16 protein-coding genes are annotated in these 16332 nt (G+C 66.7%); 5 read left to right on the top strand and 11 right to left on the bottom strand.

Annotation, left to right across the window (positions count from 1 at the left end):
• Positions 1 to 4: 4 nt before the first annotated feature.
• From SLW52_RS19610 to SLW52_RS19570, 9 genes are all read right to left on the bottom strand, one after another.
• On the bottom strand, positions 5 to 1066 hold the full coding sequence (locus SLW52_RS19610; RefSeq protein ID WP_320740973.1) for a hypothetical protein: 1062 nt from the start codon (positions 1064 to 1066) through the stop codon (positions 5 to 7).
• 6 nt (positions 1067 to 1072) lie between these two features.
• Complete coding sequence (locus SLW52_RS19605) at positions 1073 to 2281, bottom strand: hypothetical protein (protein WP_320740974.1); 1209 nt, start codon at positions 2279 to 2281, stop codon at positions 1073 to 1075.
• 220 nt (positions 2282 to 2501) lie between these two features.
• Positions 2502 to 3059 carry a hypothetical protein gene (locus tag SLW52_RS19600; protein ID WP_320740976.1) on the bottom strand — a complete coding sequence of 186 codons (558 nt, stop codon included), beginning with the start codon at positions 3057 to 3059 and terminating at the stop codon, positions 2502 to 2504.
• A gap of 50 nt (positions 3060 to 3109) precedes the next feature.
• Positions 3110 to 3916, bottom strand: a complete 807-nt coding sequence (locus SLW52_RS19595; protein WP_320740978.1) for a hypothetical protein — start codon at positions 3914 to 3916, stop codon at positions 3110 to 3112.
• A 12-nt stretch (positions 3917 to 3928) separates the two neighbouring features.
• Positions 3929 to 4579, bottom strand: coding sequence for a DUF3299 domain-containing protein (locus SLW52_RS19590; RefSeq protein ID WP_320740980.1), 651 nt, complete (start codon positions 4577 to 4579; stop codon positions 3929 to 3931).
• Entirely contained in the window at positions 4566 to 5162 is a 597-nt protein-coding gene (locus tag SLW52_RS19585; RefSeq protein WP_017913712.1) for a DUF3299 domain-containing protein, read from the bottom strand. The genes SLW52_RS19590 and SLW52_RS19585 overlap by 14 nt, the downstream gene beginning before the upstream one ends.
• 2 nt (positions 5163 to 5164) lie before the next feature.
• Positions 5165 to 6418 (bottom strand): ABC transporter permease, encoded by a 1254-nt coding sequence (locus tag SLW52_RS19580; RefSeq protein WP_320741031.1) that lies wholly within the window; start codon positions 6416 to 6418, stop codon positions 5165 to 5167.
• Positions 6419 to 6420: 2 nt separating this feature from the next.
• Positions 6421 to 7134: an ATP-binding cassette domain-containing protein gene (locus tag SLW52_RS19575; RefSeq protein ID WP_043092026.1), complete on the bottom strand. Its 714-nt coding sequence runs from the start codon at positions 7132 to 7134 to the stop codon at positions 6421 to 6423.
• Positions 7131 to 7640 (bottom strand): DUF2796 domain-containing protein, encoded by a 510-nt coding sequence (locus tag SLW52_RS19570; RefSeq protein WP_267105828.1) that lies wholly within the window; start codon positions 7638 to 7640, stop codon positions 7131 to 7133. Before SLW52_RS19570 ends, SLW52_RS19575 begins: the two co-directional genes overlap by 4 nt.
• A gap of 190 nt (positions 7641 to 7830) precedes the next feature.
• On the opposite strand from SLW52_RS19570, the gene SLW52_RS19565 reads away from it, so the two are divergent.
• The 3 genes from SLW52_RS19565 to SLW52_RS19555 all read left to right on the top strand — a co-directional run bounded on the left by SLW52_RS19565 (position 7831) and on the right by SLW52_RS19555 (position 10222).
• Entirely contained in the window at positions 7831 to 8061 is a 231-nt protein-coding gene (locus SLW52_RS19565; protein WP_017913716.1) for a hypothetical protein, read from the top strand.
• Between the two features lie 332 nt (positions 8062 to 8393).
• Positions 8394 to 9674, top strand: a complete 1281-nt coding sequence (locus SLW52_RS19560) for a phospholipase D-like domain-containing protein (protein ID WP_320740985.1) — start codon at positions 8394 to 8396, stop codon at positions 9672 to 9674.
• A gap of 272 nt (positions 9675 to 9946) precedes the next feature.
• Complete coding sequence (locus SLW52_RS19555) at positions 9947 to 10222, top strand: hypothetical protein (protein ID WP_267105827.1); 276 nt, start codon at positions 9947 to 9949, stop codon at positions 10220 to 10222.
• Positions 10223 to 10413: 191 nt separating this feature from the next.
• Here the strand turns inward: SLW52_RS19555 and SLW52_RS19550 are convergent, their stop codons facing one another.
• Both SLW52_RS19550 and SLW52_RS19545 read right to left on the bottom strand, forming a co-directional pair.
• A complete protein-coding gene (locus SLW52_RS19550; RefSeq protein ID WP_320740988.1) occupies positions 10414 to 12126 on the bottom strand; it encodes an ABC transporter ATP-binding protein in 1713 nt (570 codons plus the stop codon).
• Between the two features lie 99 nt (positions 12127 to 12225).
• Positions 12226 to 13287 (bottom strand): serine kinase, encoded by a 1062-nt coding sequence (locus SLW52_RS19545; RefSeq protein WP_320740989.1) that lies wholly within the window; start codon positions 13285 to 13287, stop codon positions 12226 to 12228.
• Positions 13288 to 13472: 185 nt separating this feature from the next.
• Here SLW52_RS19545 and SLW52_RS19540 point away from each other — a divergent pair, with 185 nt between their 5' ends.
• Positions 13473 to 14981, top strand: a complete 1509-nt coding sequence (locus tag SLW52_RS19540; protein WP_152236910.1) for a radical SAM protein — start codon at positions 13473 to 13475, stop codon at positions 14979 to 14981.
• Positions 14978 to 16261 carry a nucleotidyltransferase family protein gene (locus tag SLW52_RS19535; RefSeq protein ID WP_267092227.1) on the top strand — a complete coding sequence of 428 codons (1284 nt, stop codon included), beginning with the start codon at positions 14978 to 14980 and terminating at the stop codon, positions 16259 to 16261. The genes SLW52_RS19540 and SLW52_RS19535 overlap by 4 nt, the downstream gene beginning before the upstream one ends.
• Positions 16262 to 16332 lie beyond the last annotated feature (71 nt).

Raw genomic sequence — 16332 nt, 5'->3', positions numbered from 1 at the left:
GAATTCAAAGCTCATCCGCAAACTCCCGGTAAAGCTCAGCCATCAACTCTATAAAATGCTCCATTACTACAACCCATCTTTGGTAAGTGAAGGGTTGCTGCTCAGTAATTGGACGAAAATGAACGATGGAATTTCTCAACTTATAGAAATGCTGCGCCATGCTCTTGACAGTATGTTCCTCTGGACCATCAGTCCAGTGAGCCGAATAGGCACCGTAGAAGCGACAGCTCAGTGCATCCGCCGCTTCAAAAAGAGAAATCATCCCGTCCTCCTCTCTTTGGCGCCAACCCAACGTGCCTTCGATGTCTTTTGATAGAGTGAGTCCAGGATAATGAACCTGAAGAGTCTGTTTCAGCTCTAGCATTTTTGGCAGCGGAAAGAGGCGTTCGATACATCTGTACACTTCAAGGTAGGCGTGATCCCACCTGACGGCAACCAAGGCGTAGGCAAGTAGCCCCCACGGCACTCGCGCATCAATGTCAGAGGCAAGCGTTTTACAGTAATCAACGGCGCGACTTGAGTAGGGTAAGGAGCGCATCTTCTTTGCCGAAGCCATGCAATAAAGCGCGGACCGCTGTAACGCTGATTCGGCGCTCTTTGCTTCTGACATCGGCGTATCGGAAACGACACTTAATAGCGCGATGGGCCTGCAAAGATCCCTCAGGTCTTCCCAGTGTTGCCCATCGTAACCATCCCCGGCGGGAATCAGTGCTCGATCGAGCACTTCGATCTCATCGACGTCTGGACGAACTATCTCTTTCTCTGCCAAGAGGGCGGTAAACAGTCCTGCGTTAAGCTCTACATCTTGGAGCGGCTCTTGATCAGTTAGATCATCTAGCTCAAAACCAATCGTGATATAATAGAGCCGCCCTTCGTGGCGACACTGAATTATCCAGTTATTGGGGTCGAAGCGAAATTCATCAATCCATTCAACATTCTTTAGCCAAGATTTTTCGGCATCATTAGTCTTTATCCATCGTTTAGCGTCTTCAGCCTGGCGACTAACTAGGCGAACTGAGAACGCTCGAAACGCGGCTTCATTTGTACGGACCATATTGCGAGCCATCGTCTATTAAAACGCACGCCAGCACGGTTCTAAGGATGAAATCACGAAATCTTCTTCAAATAGAACTTGGAAGGCTTTGAAGAAATACTCGCGCTCAAAATCGCCGACGCCGCCAGTGCTTCCCTTGCGCACAATAGTCTCGTTCAATGTATCTAATCTCAAGAAACCACCCAGTTCTGACGGGGACTTTTGATTGAGAGACGCCACTAGGTCCGACGCCCCCTTCTTAACCCTTTCAAGCCGGTCTTGAGTCTTCGCATTATCGATTTCAGTGCCCGGCCTTCCGTACAAATATACTGCTGCGGCAGTGACAAACCCTACCCGAGCCGGTTGGCTAGAGAAAAGGTCATATCCCTTCTGGAAACGCGACGATTCACCCTCGCGATTGCCACCTTCCGCACTGTAATCGGCGCCCTTGTACATATCGAAAGCAACATCTAGTCTCGCCATGAGCTCGAACAAATCGCAGAAGCGTTGCACGAACGTTTGCTCTGAAGATGCCTCGATCAAATCAAGGCGCGTGTACTCATCAGATAGTTGCTTTCGAACGTCAACTTTTTCCTTTCGCGCGCCAAAGACAAGAAAGAGCTCGATCAAATCATCAGCTTGATAGACGCCCCCCCTCGTTCGGCGCTTGGCATCGTCCGTTCTGAGAATAGTCACGGAGGTGACGGATTCCTCAATCTGCTTGGTCACAGAATTGAAAATCACTTCCACTTGACGTCGCAAATTCCACGGGACTTGGCCTGTGTTAAGGACCAGCATGCGGTACAGGAGGCTATTTATCTTGTCCGCGATCCAGAACTCTACGCGGACCTCATAGTTAGAAGACTGTGCATCAGGAAAGGCCTCCCTGATAGCCGTAGATCGCTGCATGCCATCGATGATCGAAATCTTGTCGTTATCCACGCCTCGCAACAACGTTTCGACGTCAGAGTATGTCGGTAGCGACAATTCACTGAATTGCGCGGGCTGAAGTACAACGCCTATAACAACCGGAGGGAGGACCGCCCCCTTCTGAATGTCTTCAACCATTCGTCGACGAATTCTCAACGCTGAAGTTGTGCGAAGCGGCTCGCGCTGCCCTTCAATGCCGCCTCGATTCGAGTACGCGGCATCAACAAGTTCTAAGTAGCGACCGACGGGGACCTCCGTCATGACTGAAACGCAGCCAACACGTTGATCTTGAAGGACACTGACAGCCTTCGATACCATGAATTCGTACTCGCTATTAGCTAACAAGAGTGCAGATAGTGCGGAGCCTTTAGGGCAAGTGCAACTATTTCGTGCGGTGTCCAGAGTCCTGGGAGGGGCTATAAGGCTGATTCGTGAAGCGCGGAAGGAGGCGGGGCTTAGGTTCGGTGGCCTTTACACGTGCGCGTACCGCCCGGGGCGAAGAGGCGTAGCGGCTCTCCCCCTACCCCGATAAATCTTCCTAATCCCCCGCTTGATCCAAGTTTCCTCGGAGTCGCCTGGAGGCCGAAGGTAGGTTTAGCATTCCAGCAAGTTCGGCGATCGCTGCGGACTCATCAAAAAGCGAATGCACATGAGCACTATTGGCCGCGCGCTGCGCGTCGCTGATATCTTCGGAAGTCCAGCTATTGATTGCGCGCCAGCGTTTGGATGGGCGATAGAAATTATCGTATTGCAGTGCAATGAATCCTTGTCGACTGAGGAAGTCGGCCAGGCGCTCATTCTGCACGCACTCGACATAGAGAGCAGGCCAGGGCATCAAGGTGTCGCACAAGTCTAAAAACCCGGTAAACCAGCCCTTTCCTTGTGATCGGCGATTGACCTGGACGTTGCTCAAGGTAAGCACCCTCACATCATCGCCAAAGCCGGGCAAGCGTTGTCGGGCGCGCTTGATCCAAAGTCGTGTGCCAGCGCGCTGTAGATTCACACAATCCGGAATATTCCCCTCATCAACCAGTTCAATCCACTTGAGCAACTGCAATTCAATGCTAGGGATCCGGTTTAGCTGCGCGTTTCTCATCATTGCTCACTCATCCCGCAACTGAAGCAAAGTCACAAAGGGCCGTATACTTACCGGCAGTATTGAGGCAATTTTTCCAACATGCCAGCCACCACCGGCGTCAGCCGGTTCGCGACCTCCGGCGGAATCGCCTCACCAGCCCCCTGCCCGCCTTCGCTGCGGGCCTGCTCGCAGGCCTTGAGGATCCGCGGGCGCATGCCGGACCACAGCGCTCTGCACTGCCAGCCGTCCCGGCCCAGCGGCAGCACGGCGTAGGCGATCGATTGGCATTCCTGCGCGGCGCGGGTGGCCAGCGGCTGGCCGGCATACTCGTGCGGCACGGTGTCCAGCGTGGGTTGGTAGTAGCTGTCGGGGAATGCCGCCGCGTAGCGTTCCGGGTCCAGTTGCAGCGGCAGGCCGGTCGCCGTCAGGTCGAGCGCGCGGCCGCAGGGCGCAGCGGCGGCGGTGCGCTGGATCGCCTGGTAGATCGGATGGTCCAGGTCGGGTTCGCGCGTCGTCACCTCGGATGTTGCGACCAGTATCGGCAGGCGGGCGCGGTTGGCCATCTTGGCCAATTCACCAGAATGGGCCGGTGCGCAGCGTTCGCGGACGCTGGCCACGATCAGGAATGTGGCGTCACGCGCGAATGCGGGATCGCTCTGCAGCAGTGTGGTGATGCGTTTGTCGGCGGCATCTTCGGACAATGGTGCGACATGAAATGCGGGCACAGTTGGCGGGTGGATCGCGGTGGTAGCAGCGGCACGCGGTGTCGGTGCCACATGCCCGTGCGTGCGCAATGCCAACAGCACGCCGCCGGCAACGACGACGCCACAGGCGGCGATCGCGATCGCCAAACGCATCGGCGACTTCAGGCGCATCGGACCGTGCCCTCAGCCCTGCACCGGGGTGAGCGTGGCGTCTTCCGCCTCGTAGGTGGCATTGGCGATATCGGCCTTGAAGTCGGCCAGATGCAGCCGCCCCTGCAGGTGGAACGGGTCCCACAGCTCCGGCACGTCGATCGGGGTGCGCAGCACCACGTGCAGGATCTGGTTCGGTGGCGGCGGTGGTACGTGGATGCAGGCGCCATAGAACGGCACGAACAGCAGTTCGCTGACCTTGCCCTGGTCGTCGCTTTCCAGCGGCACCACGTAGCCGTCCAGGGCGAAGCGTTTGCCTTCCAGGCCCTTCACCACTTGCGATGAACCGAACTGCGCGGCGCGCTGGGTGCCGGAATGGTCGATCGGCATGCCGTTGACCACCGAGGGGCCATCGTCGACCGGCGCCGGCTGATCCAGCACCGCGGAGTCGCCCCGCCACGCCGTGCCGATCCGCGGCGGCGGGCGCTGGTAGATGTCGTTGGCCGGTGCCAGTTGTTCCCAGCGTTCCACTGTGTCCGGGACGGCGTCGGCGGCTGCGGCTGTGTGCTTTGCGGCCGGTGATGGTGTCGGCGTGGCGCCCGGCTGCTTCCCGCCATCACCGTGGCAGCCCACCAGCAGGCACAGCACCCCAGCCAGCAGGAGATGGCGATCAGCCTTTTTCATAGGGATGCAGGTGCGCCTGCTCCATCGTGTAGGCGGTGCCGGCGAGTTCGCCGTGCAGGGTTTCCGCGCGCAGTTGACCGGTCAGGTAGAACGGGCTGTACATGTCGGGCGGGTCGATCGGGCTGTCCAAGCGCACATGCACGATCTGGTTCGGCGGCGGCGGCGGCACGTGGATGCAGGCGCCGTAGTACGGCACGAACAGGAACTCGCGCACGCGGCCGGCGTCGTCGCTGTCCAGCGGCACCACGTAGCCCGGCAGGCGCACCTTGCGCGCCAGCACGGCGGCCACGGTGTTGTAGGTACCGGTCTGCGGCATCGCACGCTTGCCGGTGTGGTTGACCGGTGCTTCGTCGCTGTTTTCCAGCGCCTTCAGCTCGGCCGGCGGCAGCATCGCGCTCCAGTCCAGCTCGCGATAGCCGTCGGCATCGGGCTCGCCCAGTGGCGGGTTGATCGCCGCTTCCTTGGTCGGTGCTGGCTGCGCCGCCGCTGTCGCCTGCGCTTTTTCCGGGATGGGGGCTTGTTGCTGGCGGCCGCAGCCGCACAGCAGTGCGAGCGCCAGCAAGGGAAGGATCCAGCGGGTCATGCTCACAGCTCCGGCGACAGGCCATCGGCCAGGGTGCGGCGATAGGCCAGCAGGGCCGGCACGATGCCGGCGAGCACGCCGGCCAGCAGCACGCAGCCGAGCCAGCCCCATTCCGCCGCGCTGGGTGCGATGCGGTTGATCGCCAGGCCGAAATGATCGAGCACCCAGCCGCGCGCCAGCCAGCTGGCCGCGGTCACCGCCAGCAGCGCCAGTGCGCACGACACCACGGTGACCAGGCCGGCCTCGAACAGCAGCAGCCAGGCGATGTCGCGCGGCCGTGCGCCGACCGCGCGCAGGATTGCCATCTCGCGCCGGCGCTCCTGCAGCGTCGCCACCAGCAGCGCGACCATCGACACCAGGCCGAGCAGCACCACCAGCGAGGCGATCATGCGCAAGGCGCCTTCGGCGGTGCCCAGCGTGCCCCACAGCTGCTGCAGGGTGACGCCCGGCATGATCGCCAGCATCGCTTCCTCCGGGTACTCGTTGATCCGCCGCTGCACCGAGAAGGTGGCGATGCGAGTCTTCAGGCCGAGCATGAAGGCGGTGATGGTGTCCGGGGTCAGGTCCATCGCCCGCGCTTGCGCGGCGCTGACGTGCTGGCCCGGCAGGCGCACACCGGAGTGCCAGTCGATATGGATCGCCTCGATCGCCTGCAGCGAGACCAGCACGCTCGAGTCCACCGGCGTGCCGGTGCGACGCAGGATGCCGACGATCCGGAACGGCTTGTCGGCATGGTTGGCCAGGCTGATGCGCCCGGTGCCATGGGTCAGCACGATCTCGTCGCCGAGATGGCGGCCGAGCGCGGCGGCGACGTCGGCGCCGATCACCGCATCGTAGAGGTCGTCGAACGCCCTGCCCTGCGCGAACGCCAGGGGGTGCTTCGCGCCATAGTGATAGTGCTCGAAGAATCCGGTGCTGGTGCCGACCACCCGGTAGCCGCGATAGGAATCGCCAAGCGACAGCGGCACCGCCCACTTCACTTCGGGCATCGCGCTCAGGTCCTGGTAGCTCTTCCACGACACGTTGTTGGTGGCGTCGCCGATGTGGAACACCGAGTACAGCAACAGGTTCACCGGGCCCGAGCGCGCGCCGACGATCAGGTCGGTGCCGGACACGGTGCTGGCAAAACCTTCGTGCGCCTGCGTGCGGATCCGCTCCACGCCCAGCAGCAGGGTCACGCTCAGGGTGATCACCAGTACGGTCAAGGCCACGCCCAGGCGCCGGCTGCGCAGGCTGGCCAGGGCCAGCTTCAACAGGCTCATCGTGCACCTCCGGCGCCGGCGCGGTTGAGCGTGGCCAGGTCGGCCTGGGCGTCGAACAGCGGCGCGATCGACGGATCGTGGCTGACCACGATCGAACTGGTGCCGCCCTGCCGGCACTCGGCGAACAGCAACTGCAGGAAGGCCTGCGCCGCGACCGGGTCGAGCGCGGAGGTGGGCTCGTCGGCGAGCAGCAGCGGCGGCCGTGCGATCAACGCGCGCGCGGCGGCCACGCGTTGCTGCTGGCCGACGCTGAGGCGCGCGGCCGGGCGCGACCATAGCGCCGCCACGTCCAGGCCCAGCGCGACCATCAGCCGTTCGATCTCGGTGTCCAGCGCCTGCGTGCCCGCCGCCAGCCGGCCGCGGCGCGCCGAGAACTGCAGGCCCAGCGCGATATTGTCGCGGGTGCTCAGGAACGGCAGCAGGTTGAACTGCTGGAACACCACGCCGCAGTGGTCGGCGCGGAAGCGATCGCGTGCGGCCTTGCGCAAGGCCGCCAGGTCCTGCCCGGCCACGCGCACGCAGCCGGCCGTGGGCTGCAGCACGCCGGCGATCAACGCCAGCAAGGTGCTCTTGCCCGATCCGCTGGCGCCGCGCAGCAACAGTTGCTGCCCACGCGGCAGCGCAAACGATGCGATGTCCAGCACCGGAGCGGCGGCGCCGGGATAGCCGAAGCGCACCTCGGTCAGTTCGACGACGTGGTGCTGGTTCATTCCGGCAGCTTCACCCGGGTCTGCCCGGGCACCACCTCGGTGCGGCCCTGGCCCGCAGCAGTGGCGACATCGACCAGCACCGTGTGCAGCCCGGGGAAACGTTGCGGCAACAGCACCTGCAGGTGATCCAGCCGCGCCGGCTGCGTGCAGTTGAACGCGTAGCGGGCGTGGAACTCGGCATGGCTGTGACCGGGCTCGTCCGGATCGGCCATCGCCACGTCGTAGCCCTCGGTGGTGACCTGCGCGCTGCGCAACGAACAGGCCGCCGCGACCGGGAACTGCAACCAGCCGGCACCGCGCAGGGTGGCGACCGCGGCCTCCAGCCGCTGGCGCTCGCCGGCATCGCGCGTCGGGTGTTCGAAATCGAGGATGCCGATGCCGGGTGCGCTGAGCTGCACGTCCACGGCGGTGCCGTCGACGGCGACCTCCAGGTTGGCCTGGCCGTGCACGTGCGGGCCATGGTGGCGGATCGCAGCGGCGGCTGGCGAACTGGCGGAGAGGAGCAACAGGATCAGGGGAATGCCAGGTCGCATATGCAGTGCATCGGTTGAGTTACACTATAACATTAGTGAACTATCGAGCGCGGGTGCAAGCCTGCCGTTACCGTCAGTCAGCCGCGGTTCGCATCCGGCCACCACCGACGCGCCTCGCACGGCTGCCCTGTGCCGCGATGGGCGCCGAACTCCAGGGATCTTCATGTCTTCTTCCATCATTCCCGACAGCTACACCGCCTGGCGCCACTGCATCGAGGTCGACTGCGGCCTGCGACTGGAGCCTGCCTACGTCGCGCAACGCATCGCCGCGCTCAACGATCTCACCGACCACCACACCCAGCAGTTCGTGCGCTGCTGGGGCGAGCCGCATCGCCAGCAGGTGCTGCAGTGGTTTGCGCAGGCGCAGGCCGCATTCGCCGAAGGTCGCGCCTGAACCCTCGCGCGCGGCACGACGCGGTCGCCGGTGCCGTTGGACGGCGATGCATTCCTTCTGCGAACGCCGCGCGGCGCGGCATCGCGACGCCCTGATCCAATCAGAACCGTGAGTGGTCAAGCGATGAAGGTCGGCCGCGGCCTGCGTGCGCATTGGTGGCGCGCTCTGCCTTGAAGCGCTGACGCCCCTGGACGGGAACGCCAACTTGGCCGTCACCATCTCACTGACATATGCGCTGCAAAGCAGGCTGCCAAGCTACGACAGCTGCCGGTAGCATGCACGCGCATCGCCGCCCGGCATCCACTTCCCACGCTCCCGCAAGGACACCCAACGTGCCTCTCGCTTCCATCGCCAGCGTGCATCCCGCACGCCGCTTCCTGTCCGCCACCATGGCCTGCCTGCTGCTGTCGGCAGCCACCGGCGCCGAGGCCCGGCCGCAGCCCTCGCAGTTCCAGATCGTCGAGAGCGTGCCCGAGGCCAGCGTCTACGGCGAACCCGGCGTGCCGCGCACCCAGCAGACCTGGCTGGCGATGATCAACGGGGCCAGGCAGCGCATCGACATCGCCGCGTTCTACATCTCCGAGAAGCCCGGCACCGGCCTGACGCCGGTACTGGACGCACTGGCCGCCCGCGCCCGCGCCGGCGTGACGGTGCACCTGCTGGTCGACCACACCTTCCTGGCCAAGAACCCGGACAGCGTCGCCTGGCTGGGCAAGGTGCCGGGTATCACCGTGCGGGTGCTGCCGGTCGATATGCTGACCGGCGGCGTGCTGCATGCCAAGTACATGATCGTCGACGATGCCAGCGTGTTCGTCGGCAGCCAGAACTGGGATTGGCGGGCGCTGGAGCAGATCCACGAGATCGGCGCGCGCATCGACGACGCGCGCTTCGCCAAGACCTTCGCCGCGAGCTTCGACTACAGCTGGCGCCTGGCCGACGAGGGCAATCTGGCCAAGGCGCAGGCGCGCGGCGTGCAGCCGCCGGACTTCGTTCCGGTCACCGCCACCGATCCGGTGCTGCTGGATGCCGGTAGCGACGCGCCGGTGGTCGCCTTCCCCGCCTTCAGCCCGCCGGCGCTGCAGCCGGCATGGGTCAGCGCCGAGGAGCCGGCCCTGGTCGAGATGATCCGCGCCAGCCAGCATGCGCTGCGCATCCAGGTGATGACGCTCTCGGCGATCCGCAGCTTCGGGCCCAAGGGCTGGTGGGCGCCGGTCGACAGCGCCATCCGCGACGCCGCCGCCCGCGGCGTGCAGGTGCACATCATCGTCGCCGACTGGGCGCTGCGCGAACCGATGCAGGCCTATCTGAAAAGCCTGGCCGCACTGCCGAACATCGCGGTGAAGTTCAGCCGCCTGCCGCCGGCGCCGCAGGGCTTCATCCCGTATGCGCGGGTCGAGCACGCCAAGTACGCGGTGGCCGACGACCGCAGCAGCGTGATCGGCACCGGCAACTGGGAATGGAGCTACTTCAATACCGCGGTGGACGCCTCGGTGTTCGTCAAGGGCAAGGGGCCAGCCGAGACGCTGACGCGCATCTTCGACCGGGATTGGAACGGCCCCTACGTCACCACGCTGCAGCCTGGGCAGAACTACGAGGCGCCGCGGACTGAGTAGTCGCTGAGTCGTCCTGCGCGGCCTGTGCGTCCATGGGCGAGCCGGCGCATGTCAAAGCATGCGCTCGGCCCGAAGACCCAGCGCCGCGTCAATGCGTTGCGTTAACCTGTCGAATGTTGCTGCGACGGTCTTGCGCGCCGATCCCTACGAAGCCTTAACCAGCACTCCCTATCCTAGCTCCGCGCTGGAGGGCGGCCGCGGCGCCGGGCATTGCCGCATGCGCCGCAACGCACGCCTCCCACCGCGTACGGACATCAAAACAAGGAGACGCCATGAAGACGCTGCACGCACTCGTGTTCGCAGGAAGCTTGCTGGGCCTTGCTTCGCCGGCCTTCGCCGAAGTCGCCAATCTCACCAACAGCGCCGACGGTGCCAACCGCGACGCCGGCATCGCCGCGGTCAAGAAGAAGTTGCAGGACGCCTGCACCGAACGCAAGGGCAAGCCGGACGCCAACTCGTTCGAGGTGGTGTTCGAGAAGACCAGCCAGAATCCGGACGTCCCCAAGCCGTACTACGTGGATGGAAAGATGAAGTGCGATATCCCGTAGGGGGCGTGTGGCCATTTAGCCTTGCCTGTCCAGATGGCATGGCCTAGGAACAAGACCCCGCTTGCGGGGTTTTGTTTTTCTGCTGGTCCCAAATATCCGACTGCCTGACGCATACGAAGCAGTAGGCTGTAGCGGGCTGAGCGGAGTTCGGCCCCTGCTGATGAGTGCGACGCTGAGGGAATGCTGTCGGCTCAGGAAGCCCGATCAGCCAACAGCAGCGGCGACACGGTCCCGCGTTGCACCATCACGCACTGGTCGGCGATGGCGGTCAGGCCGAGGCGGTGCGAGACCGCGACCAGGGCGGTCTGCGGCAGCCGTCGCCGCAACGTGCTCAGGACCTGCTGTTCGGCGGCGGCGTCGAGCGCGCTGGTGGCTTCGTCGAGCAAGGCGACGCGCGGTTGCCGCAGCAGCACCTGGGCCAGCAGCAACCGCTGCAGTTCGCCGCCGGACAGGCGCGCGCCGGCGCCGTGCGCGGCGGTGTCCAGGCCGGCGCCGCCCTGCAGGCGCGCGGCCAGGCCGACGTCGCGCAGGGCTTCCCACATCGCCGTCTCGCTCGCGCTCGGCGCCGCCCAGGCCAGGCACTGCCGCACGCTGTGCTGCCAGGGCCGCACGCCCTGGGCGACATAGGCCAAGGGCTGCAGCGCGGCGCGGTAGCCGGCGAAGTCGAGCGCACGGCCGTCGCAGTGCGCGGCGAACTGCGGTGGCGCGACCATGCCGGCCAGCGCGTCCATCAGGCTGCTCTTGCCGACGCCGGATGGGCCGCTGATCAGGGTCAGCGTGCCCGGCGCGAGGACCAGACCGGTCAAGGCCACCGCGGCCAGCGGCGGCGCCAGGCCGATGCGTTCGATCTGGATCGGCGCCGTCGCTTCTGTCGCCGCACTGGGCTGTGCCGCCACGGTGCCAGGTGGCGTTGGCACCGTGCCGAGCGCGACGTAGCGCTGCCACAGTTCCAGTGCCGGCGCGGCCGAGCGCAGTTGCTGCACGCTCTGTCGGGTCGAGACCAGGTACGGCAGCAGCCGCCCCAGCAGCAGGCCGACGGTGATCAGCGCGCCGCGGTCGATGCCGTGCCACACCCCGGCCAGCAGCATGATCGCGGCGATGGCCGCCACCGCCGCCAGTTCCAGCAACAGGCGGCCGGAGGCGACCAGCGCCTGCTGGCGCGCGTAGCCATAGGCGAGCCGACCGGCGATCGCCTCGTAGGCTTCCTGCTCGCGCGCCTCGCGGGCGAACGAGCGCACGTGGCGCAGGCGCCGCGGGAAATCCTCGCTGAGCCAGAACAGCCGGGTCATGTCGGCGACGTACTGCCGGCTGACCCGGGCCTGTTCGTGGCCGGCGATGCGGAAGGCGAGCAGGCCCAGCGCCAGCAGCGGCGGCAGTGCCAGCACCAGCATTGGCGAGACCAGGAACGCCGCGGCCAGGCTCACCACCGCGGTGATCGCCGCCACCAGCAGTTGCAGCAGCGCGCTGAAGCCCTGCACCACGATCTCGACGTTGTAGGTGAGCAGGTTGGCGATTTCCGCCGAGCTGGCGTCGGCCAGGGCCGGCAGCGGCGCCTGCAGCAGCCGCGCATGTACCTGCCGGCGCAGGTCCAGCGCGTGGCGGCTGGCCAGGTCCGCGGCCAGTCGTGTGCCCCACCAACGCAGCAGGGCGAAGCCGCTGCTGGCGGCGACGAACAGCAGGGTCTGCGCGAGGAAGCCGGTCGGCAACGGCAAGGCGTGGCCGGCCAGGGTCAGCACGTGGCCGGGTTGCACCAGCGGCACCAGCGCGACCGCGGCCAGCGCGCCGGCCAGCGCGCCGAGCAGCGACAGCAGCACGTACCAGGCGATGCGCAGGCGTTCGCCGCGGCCGAGCACGGCGACGAAGGCGCGCAGCAAGTGCGATGCCGGTTCCGGACGTGTGCTCATCGGTGGGTATCCATGCGGCGGACCATCGACGCGGTGCGCCATCCGCACTCCCCTGGGCCGGCGATGCACGTCGCAGGCACCGTCACGTTTTGCACGGGATCAGGCCAACAGTGTTTGCACCGCATCGACCGAGGCCTCCGGATGCGTGCCGCGCTGCAGTTCGTACACGCCCAGCCGCTGCAACTGGCGCGCGAACAACGGCCAGTGCGGCTGGCACGCGGCGTAGGGCTGGTCCGCGGCCAGGCGTGCCGCCACGTCCGCGTCGGGCATCGGCTGCAGCAGCCGCTGCGGATCGGCGGCCATGGTGGACGAGACGAACACGGCCGCGGCCAGCCGCAACGGTGCCTGTGCCAGGCGCCCCTCGCCCTGGCGGATGTCCACCTCGTGCTTCAGCGCGCCGCTGCGGCGGCGGATCATCGGCGCCGCGGCGATCCAGGCGCGGGTCTGCGGATCGAGCAGGTGCAACAGTTCCGGCCGCAGATGCAGGAAGTTGCCGATGCCGGTGGCGAGCAGGTAGTGCGGGGCGACGAACAACGCGTCCTCGGCAAGGAACTCCAGCCCACGCAGCAGGCTGTGCAGCGCCAGGGTCGACTTGCCGGCGCCGCTGCCGCCGAGCAGCAGCACGCCGCGGCCGTCGCGGCCGACGCAGGCGCCGTGCAGCGGCACCAGGCGCATGCCGTGCGCGGCAAGCACGAACACGGCGAACTCGATCAGTTCGTAACGCACTTGGTAGGCGTGCGCGAGCATGTCCTCGGACACCACCACCAGCGCCCTGCGCTGCTCGGGCACCAGCACGACGTAGTTGTGCGCATCGATCACCCCGCTCAATACACCCGCGCCGGAATGGGTCTGCACCGGCGGCGGCTCCATTGCCAGCGCGTAGGGCGCGTCGCCGCGGTCCACCAGGGTCAGTTCGATGCGGAACGCGGCGCTCTCCGGCAGGCGATGCGCCGGCACCGCGCCGAATGCCGCTTCCACCAAGGCCAGCAGCGCCGGACTGTTGCTCTCGAAGTGGAAGCGTCCACCCAGCAGCTGCTTGCTGAGGGTGTGGGGGCGCCGCAGCTGGGTGTGGAACGGATCGCAGGCACCACCCGCAGCGACGACTGGCGTGGCGTGGTCGCTTGTTGCCACGTCCAGAACACGCACGGTCGATCGCTGCATCGGAGAAGAGTCGCTTGGGTGGATGCAGCGTGGGTGCGCCTGCCGCGACCAAAGGTTGCACGGGGTCATGCCGGTGTTTCGCGCAACCAAACGGCGCAGCCCCGGCACCTACCGCCACGGCCACCTGCGCGCGGCCATCGCTGCATGCGCCCCTCCCCCGCGGCGCCGAACGAGACCTTTCGCCGATGCTCAAGATCCAGGTCAGCCACTCCTACTTCCTGCGCTACGACCCCAAGCAATGGGAACGCGGCAAACCGTACCCGCCGCTGGCCACGCTGCAGGTGGCGGCACTGCTGCGTCAGCACGGACACCAGGTGACGCTGTTCGACGCGATGCTGGCCGAGGGCGTGGAGGACTACGACCACGCCGTCCGCACGCAGCGGCCGGACCTGGTGGTGTTCTACGAGGACAACTTCAACTTCCTCACCAAGATGTGCCTGAGCCGGATGCGCGAGGCCGCGTGCCGGATGATCGCCGAGGCGCGCGCCGGCGGCAGCCGGGTACTCGTCGCCGGCTCCGACGCCTCGGACCATCCGGAGGCGTTCCTTGCGGCCGGTGCCGACGCGGTGCTGATCGGCGAAGGCATCGCGGCCTTGCTGGACCTGGTGGCGCGGCTGCAGGTGGAACCGGACATCGGCCCGGCGCGCTGGGTGGCCGGCCTCGCCGAGGTGGCCAGCGCGGTGCTGCCGCAACTCAAGCGCGCGCAGATCGGTGCGCGGCCGCCGGATCCGCGGCTGTCGGTGACGGCGGCCTGGGACCTGCTGGATATCCCGCGCTACCGCGCGTTCTGGCAGCAGCGACACGGCCATTTCAGCCTGAACATGGCCGCTTCGCGCGGCTGCCCGTTCCGCTGCAACTGGTGCGCCAAGCCGATCTGGGGCAATCACTACAAGCGCCGCGAGGCGCAGGACGTGGCCGCGGAGATGACCCAGCTCAAGCGCAGCTTCGCGCCCGACCATGTGTGGATGGCCGACGACATCTTCGGCTTCCACGTGGACTGGGTGGAGGACTTCGCCGATGCGCTGGCCGCCGCCGACGGCGCGGTGCCCTTCACCATCCAGACCCGTGCCGACCTGTGCAGCGAGCGCATGACCGCCGCCCTGGCGCGGGCCGGCTGCCGCGAGGCCTGGATCGGCGCGGAGAGCGGCAGCCAGCGCATCCTCGACAAGATGACCAAGGGCACCGACGTGGACGGCGTGATCGCCGCGCGCCAGCGGCTGGGCGCGCAGGGCATCCGCGTCGGCTTCTTCCTGCAGCTGGGCTACCTGGACGAGCAACTCGACGACATCCTCGCCACGCGCCGGCTGGTGGCGCAGGCGCGCCCGGACGACATCGGCGTCAGCGTGTCCTACCCGCTGCCCGGCACCGTGTTCTACCAGCAGGTCAAGGACCAGCTCGGGCGCAAGACCCATTGGCAGGACAGCGACGACCTGGCGATGATGTTCCGTGGCGCCTACGATTCGGCGTTCTACCGCCAGGTACGCGATCTGCTGCACCGGCAGGTGGACCTGCAATGCCGCGAGGATGCGCGCCCGGCGCCGACGCACGCGCAGGACTGGGCGGCGCTGGACGCCGACTGGGCAGCGCTGATCGCGCGCGAAGCCGAGCATCGGACCGACGCGCCGCCAGCACCGGCGGCCAAGGCGGTCGCCGCCGGCGGCAGCCGCCGCATCCCGCTGGTGCAGCGCTCATGAGCGACCTGGCGACGCCCTCGTCTCCGGCCGTGGCGGCCGACCTGCCGACAGCGGCAGCCGCGGCGACGCCGGCACACCTGCCGTTGCGGCGCATCGGCCGTGGCCTGCGCCTGGCCACCGAAACCCTGGCGCATGAGCTGGCACGCCCCGGTGCGCCGATGCCGGACTGGAGCGGCCTGCACTGGCAACTGGCCGCAGCCGCGGCGGTCGCGCACGGCGTGGCGCCACTGCTGAGCCAGCGCTCGCAATGGCCGGACCGGCCGTGGCGCGCGTTCCTGGAGGGGCAACGCGAACACGTGGCGCAGCGCTACCAGCGCATCGCCGCGTTGCTGCAGCGAATCGACGCCCTGGCGCAGACCGCCGGCCTGGCGATCGTGCCGCTGAAAGGCGCGGCGCTGCATGCGCAAGGCCTGTATCGGCCGGGCGACCGGCCGATGGCCGACATCGACCTGCTGGTGCGCCCCGAGGACGCCGAGCGTGCCGCGACTTTGCTCGCCGCGCTGGGCTACGTGGCCGAGTTCGCGCAGTGGAAGCACCAGACCTTTCGTCCAGCGCAGGCGCAGGCGGTGGGTGGCCTGGGCGAGCACCGCGACACGCCGATCAACATCGAACTGCACGTGCGCATCCAGGAACGCCTGCCGCTGCGCACGGTCGACCTCGGTACGCAACTCCTGCCGCGCGACGGCAGGCCCGGCCTGAATCCCTACCCCAGCAACGGCGCGCTGATGCGCCACCTGCTGCTGCACGCGGCCGGCGGACTGTGCAGCCGCAGCCTGCGGCTGATGCACCTGCACGACCTGGCCTTGCTCGCCCCGCGCATGCGCGCCAGCGACTGGCAGATGCTGACCGGTACCGACGCCTGGTGGGTATGGCCGCCGCTGCGGCTGATGTTGCGCTACTACCGAGCCGCGATCCCGCCAGCCGTGCTGCAGCAACTGCGCTCGCAGTGTCCGCCGCTGTTGCGGCTGCGCGCGCGCGGACTGGATCTGACCGCGGCGTCGTGCTCGCAACTGTGGCTGCCGGCGCTACCGGGCATCGAATGGGCGCGTTCGGGCGGCGAGGTGCTGGACTATCTGCGCCAGCGCCTGCAGCCCTCGGCGGAAAGCCGCCAGGAACGCGCCGAGATGATTCGTACCCAACTGTGGTTGCAGGGCCAGGACTGGGTGCGCCTGCCGCAGCGCCGCCGCGTGCTGCAGCGTCTGCTGCGTCCGGTGCCGCGGATGGACACGCTGTACGCGGTGCGCACCGCGCTGCAGGGCTATGCGCCGTCGTCGGAGTGACGCACGCCCTCCTAGAGCGCGCAGTAAGCGACCGTCGCGGGAGCGGCTTCAGCCGCGACAGCCGTTGTGGC

Source organism: Xanthomonas sp. LF02-5, assembly GCF_034105325.1.
Classification (GTDB): domain Bacteria; phylum Pseudomonadota; class Gammaproteobacteria; order Xanthomonadales; family Xanthomonadaceae; genus Xanthomonas_A; species Xanthomonas_A sontii.
Note: the sequence above shows the minus strand (reverse complement) of the source record. Positions and strands in the feature narration are given on the sequence as shown.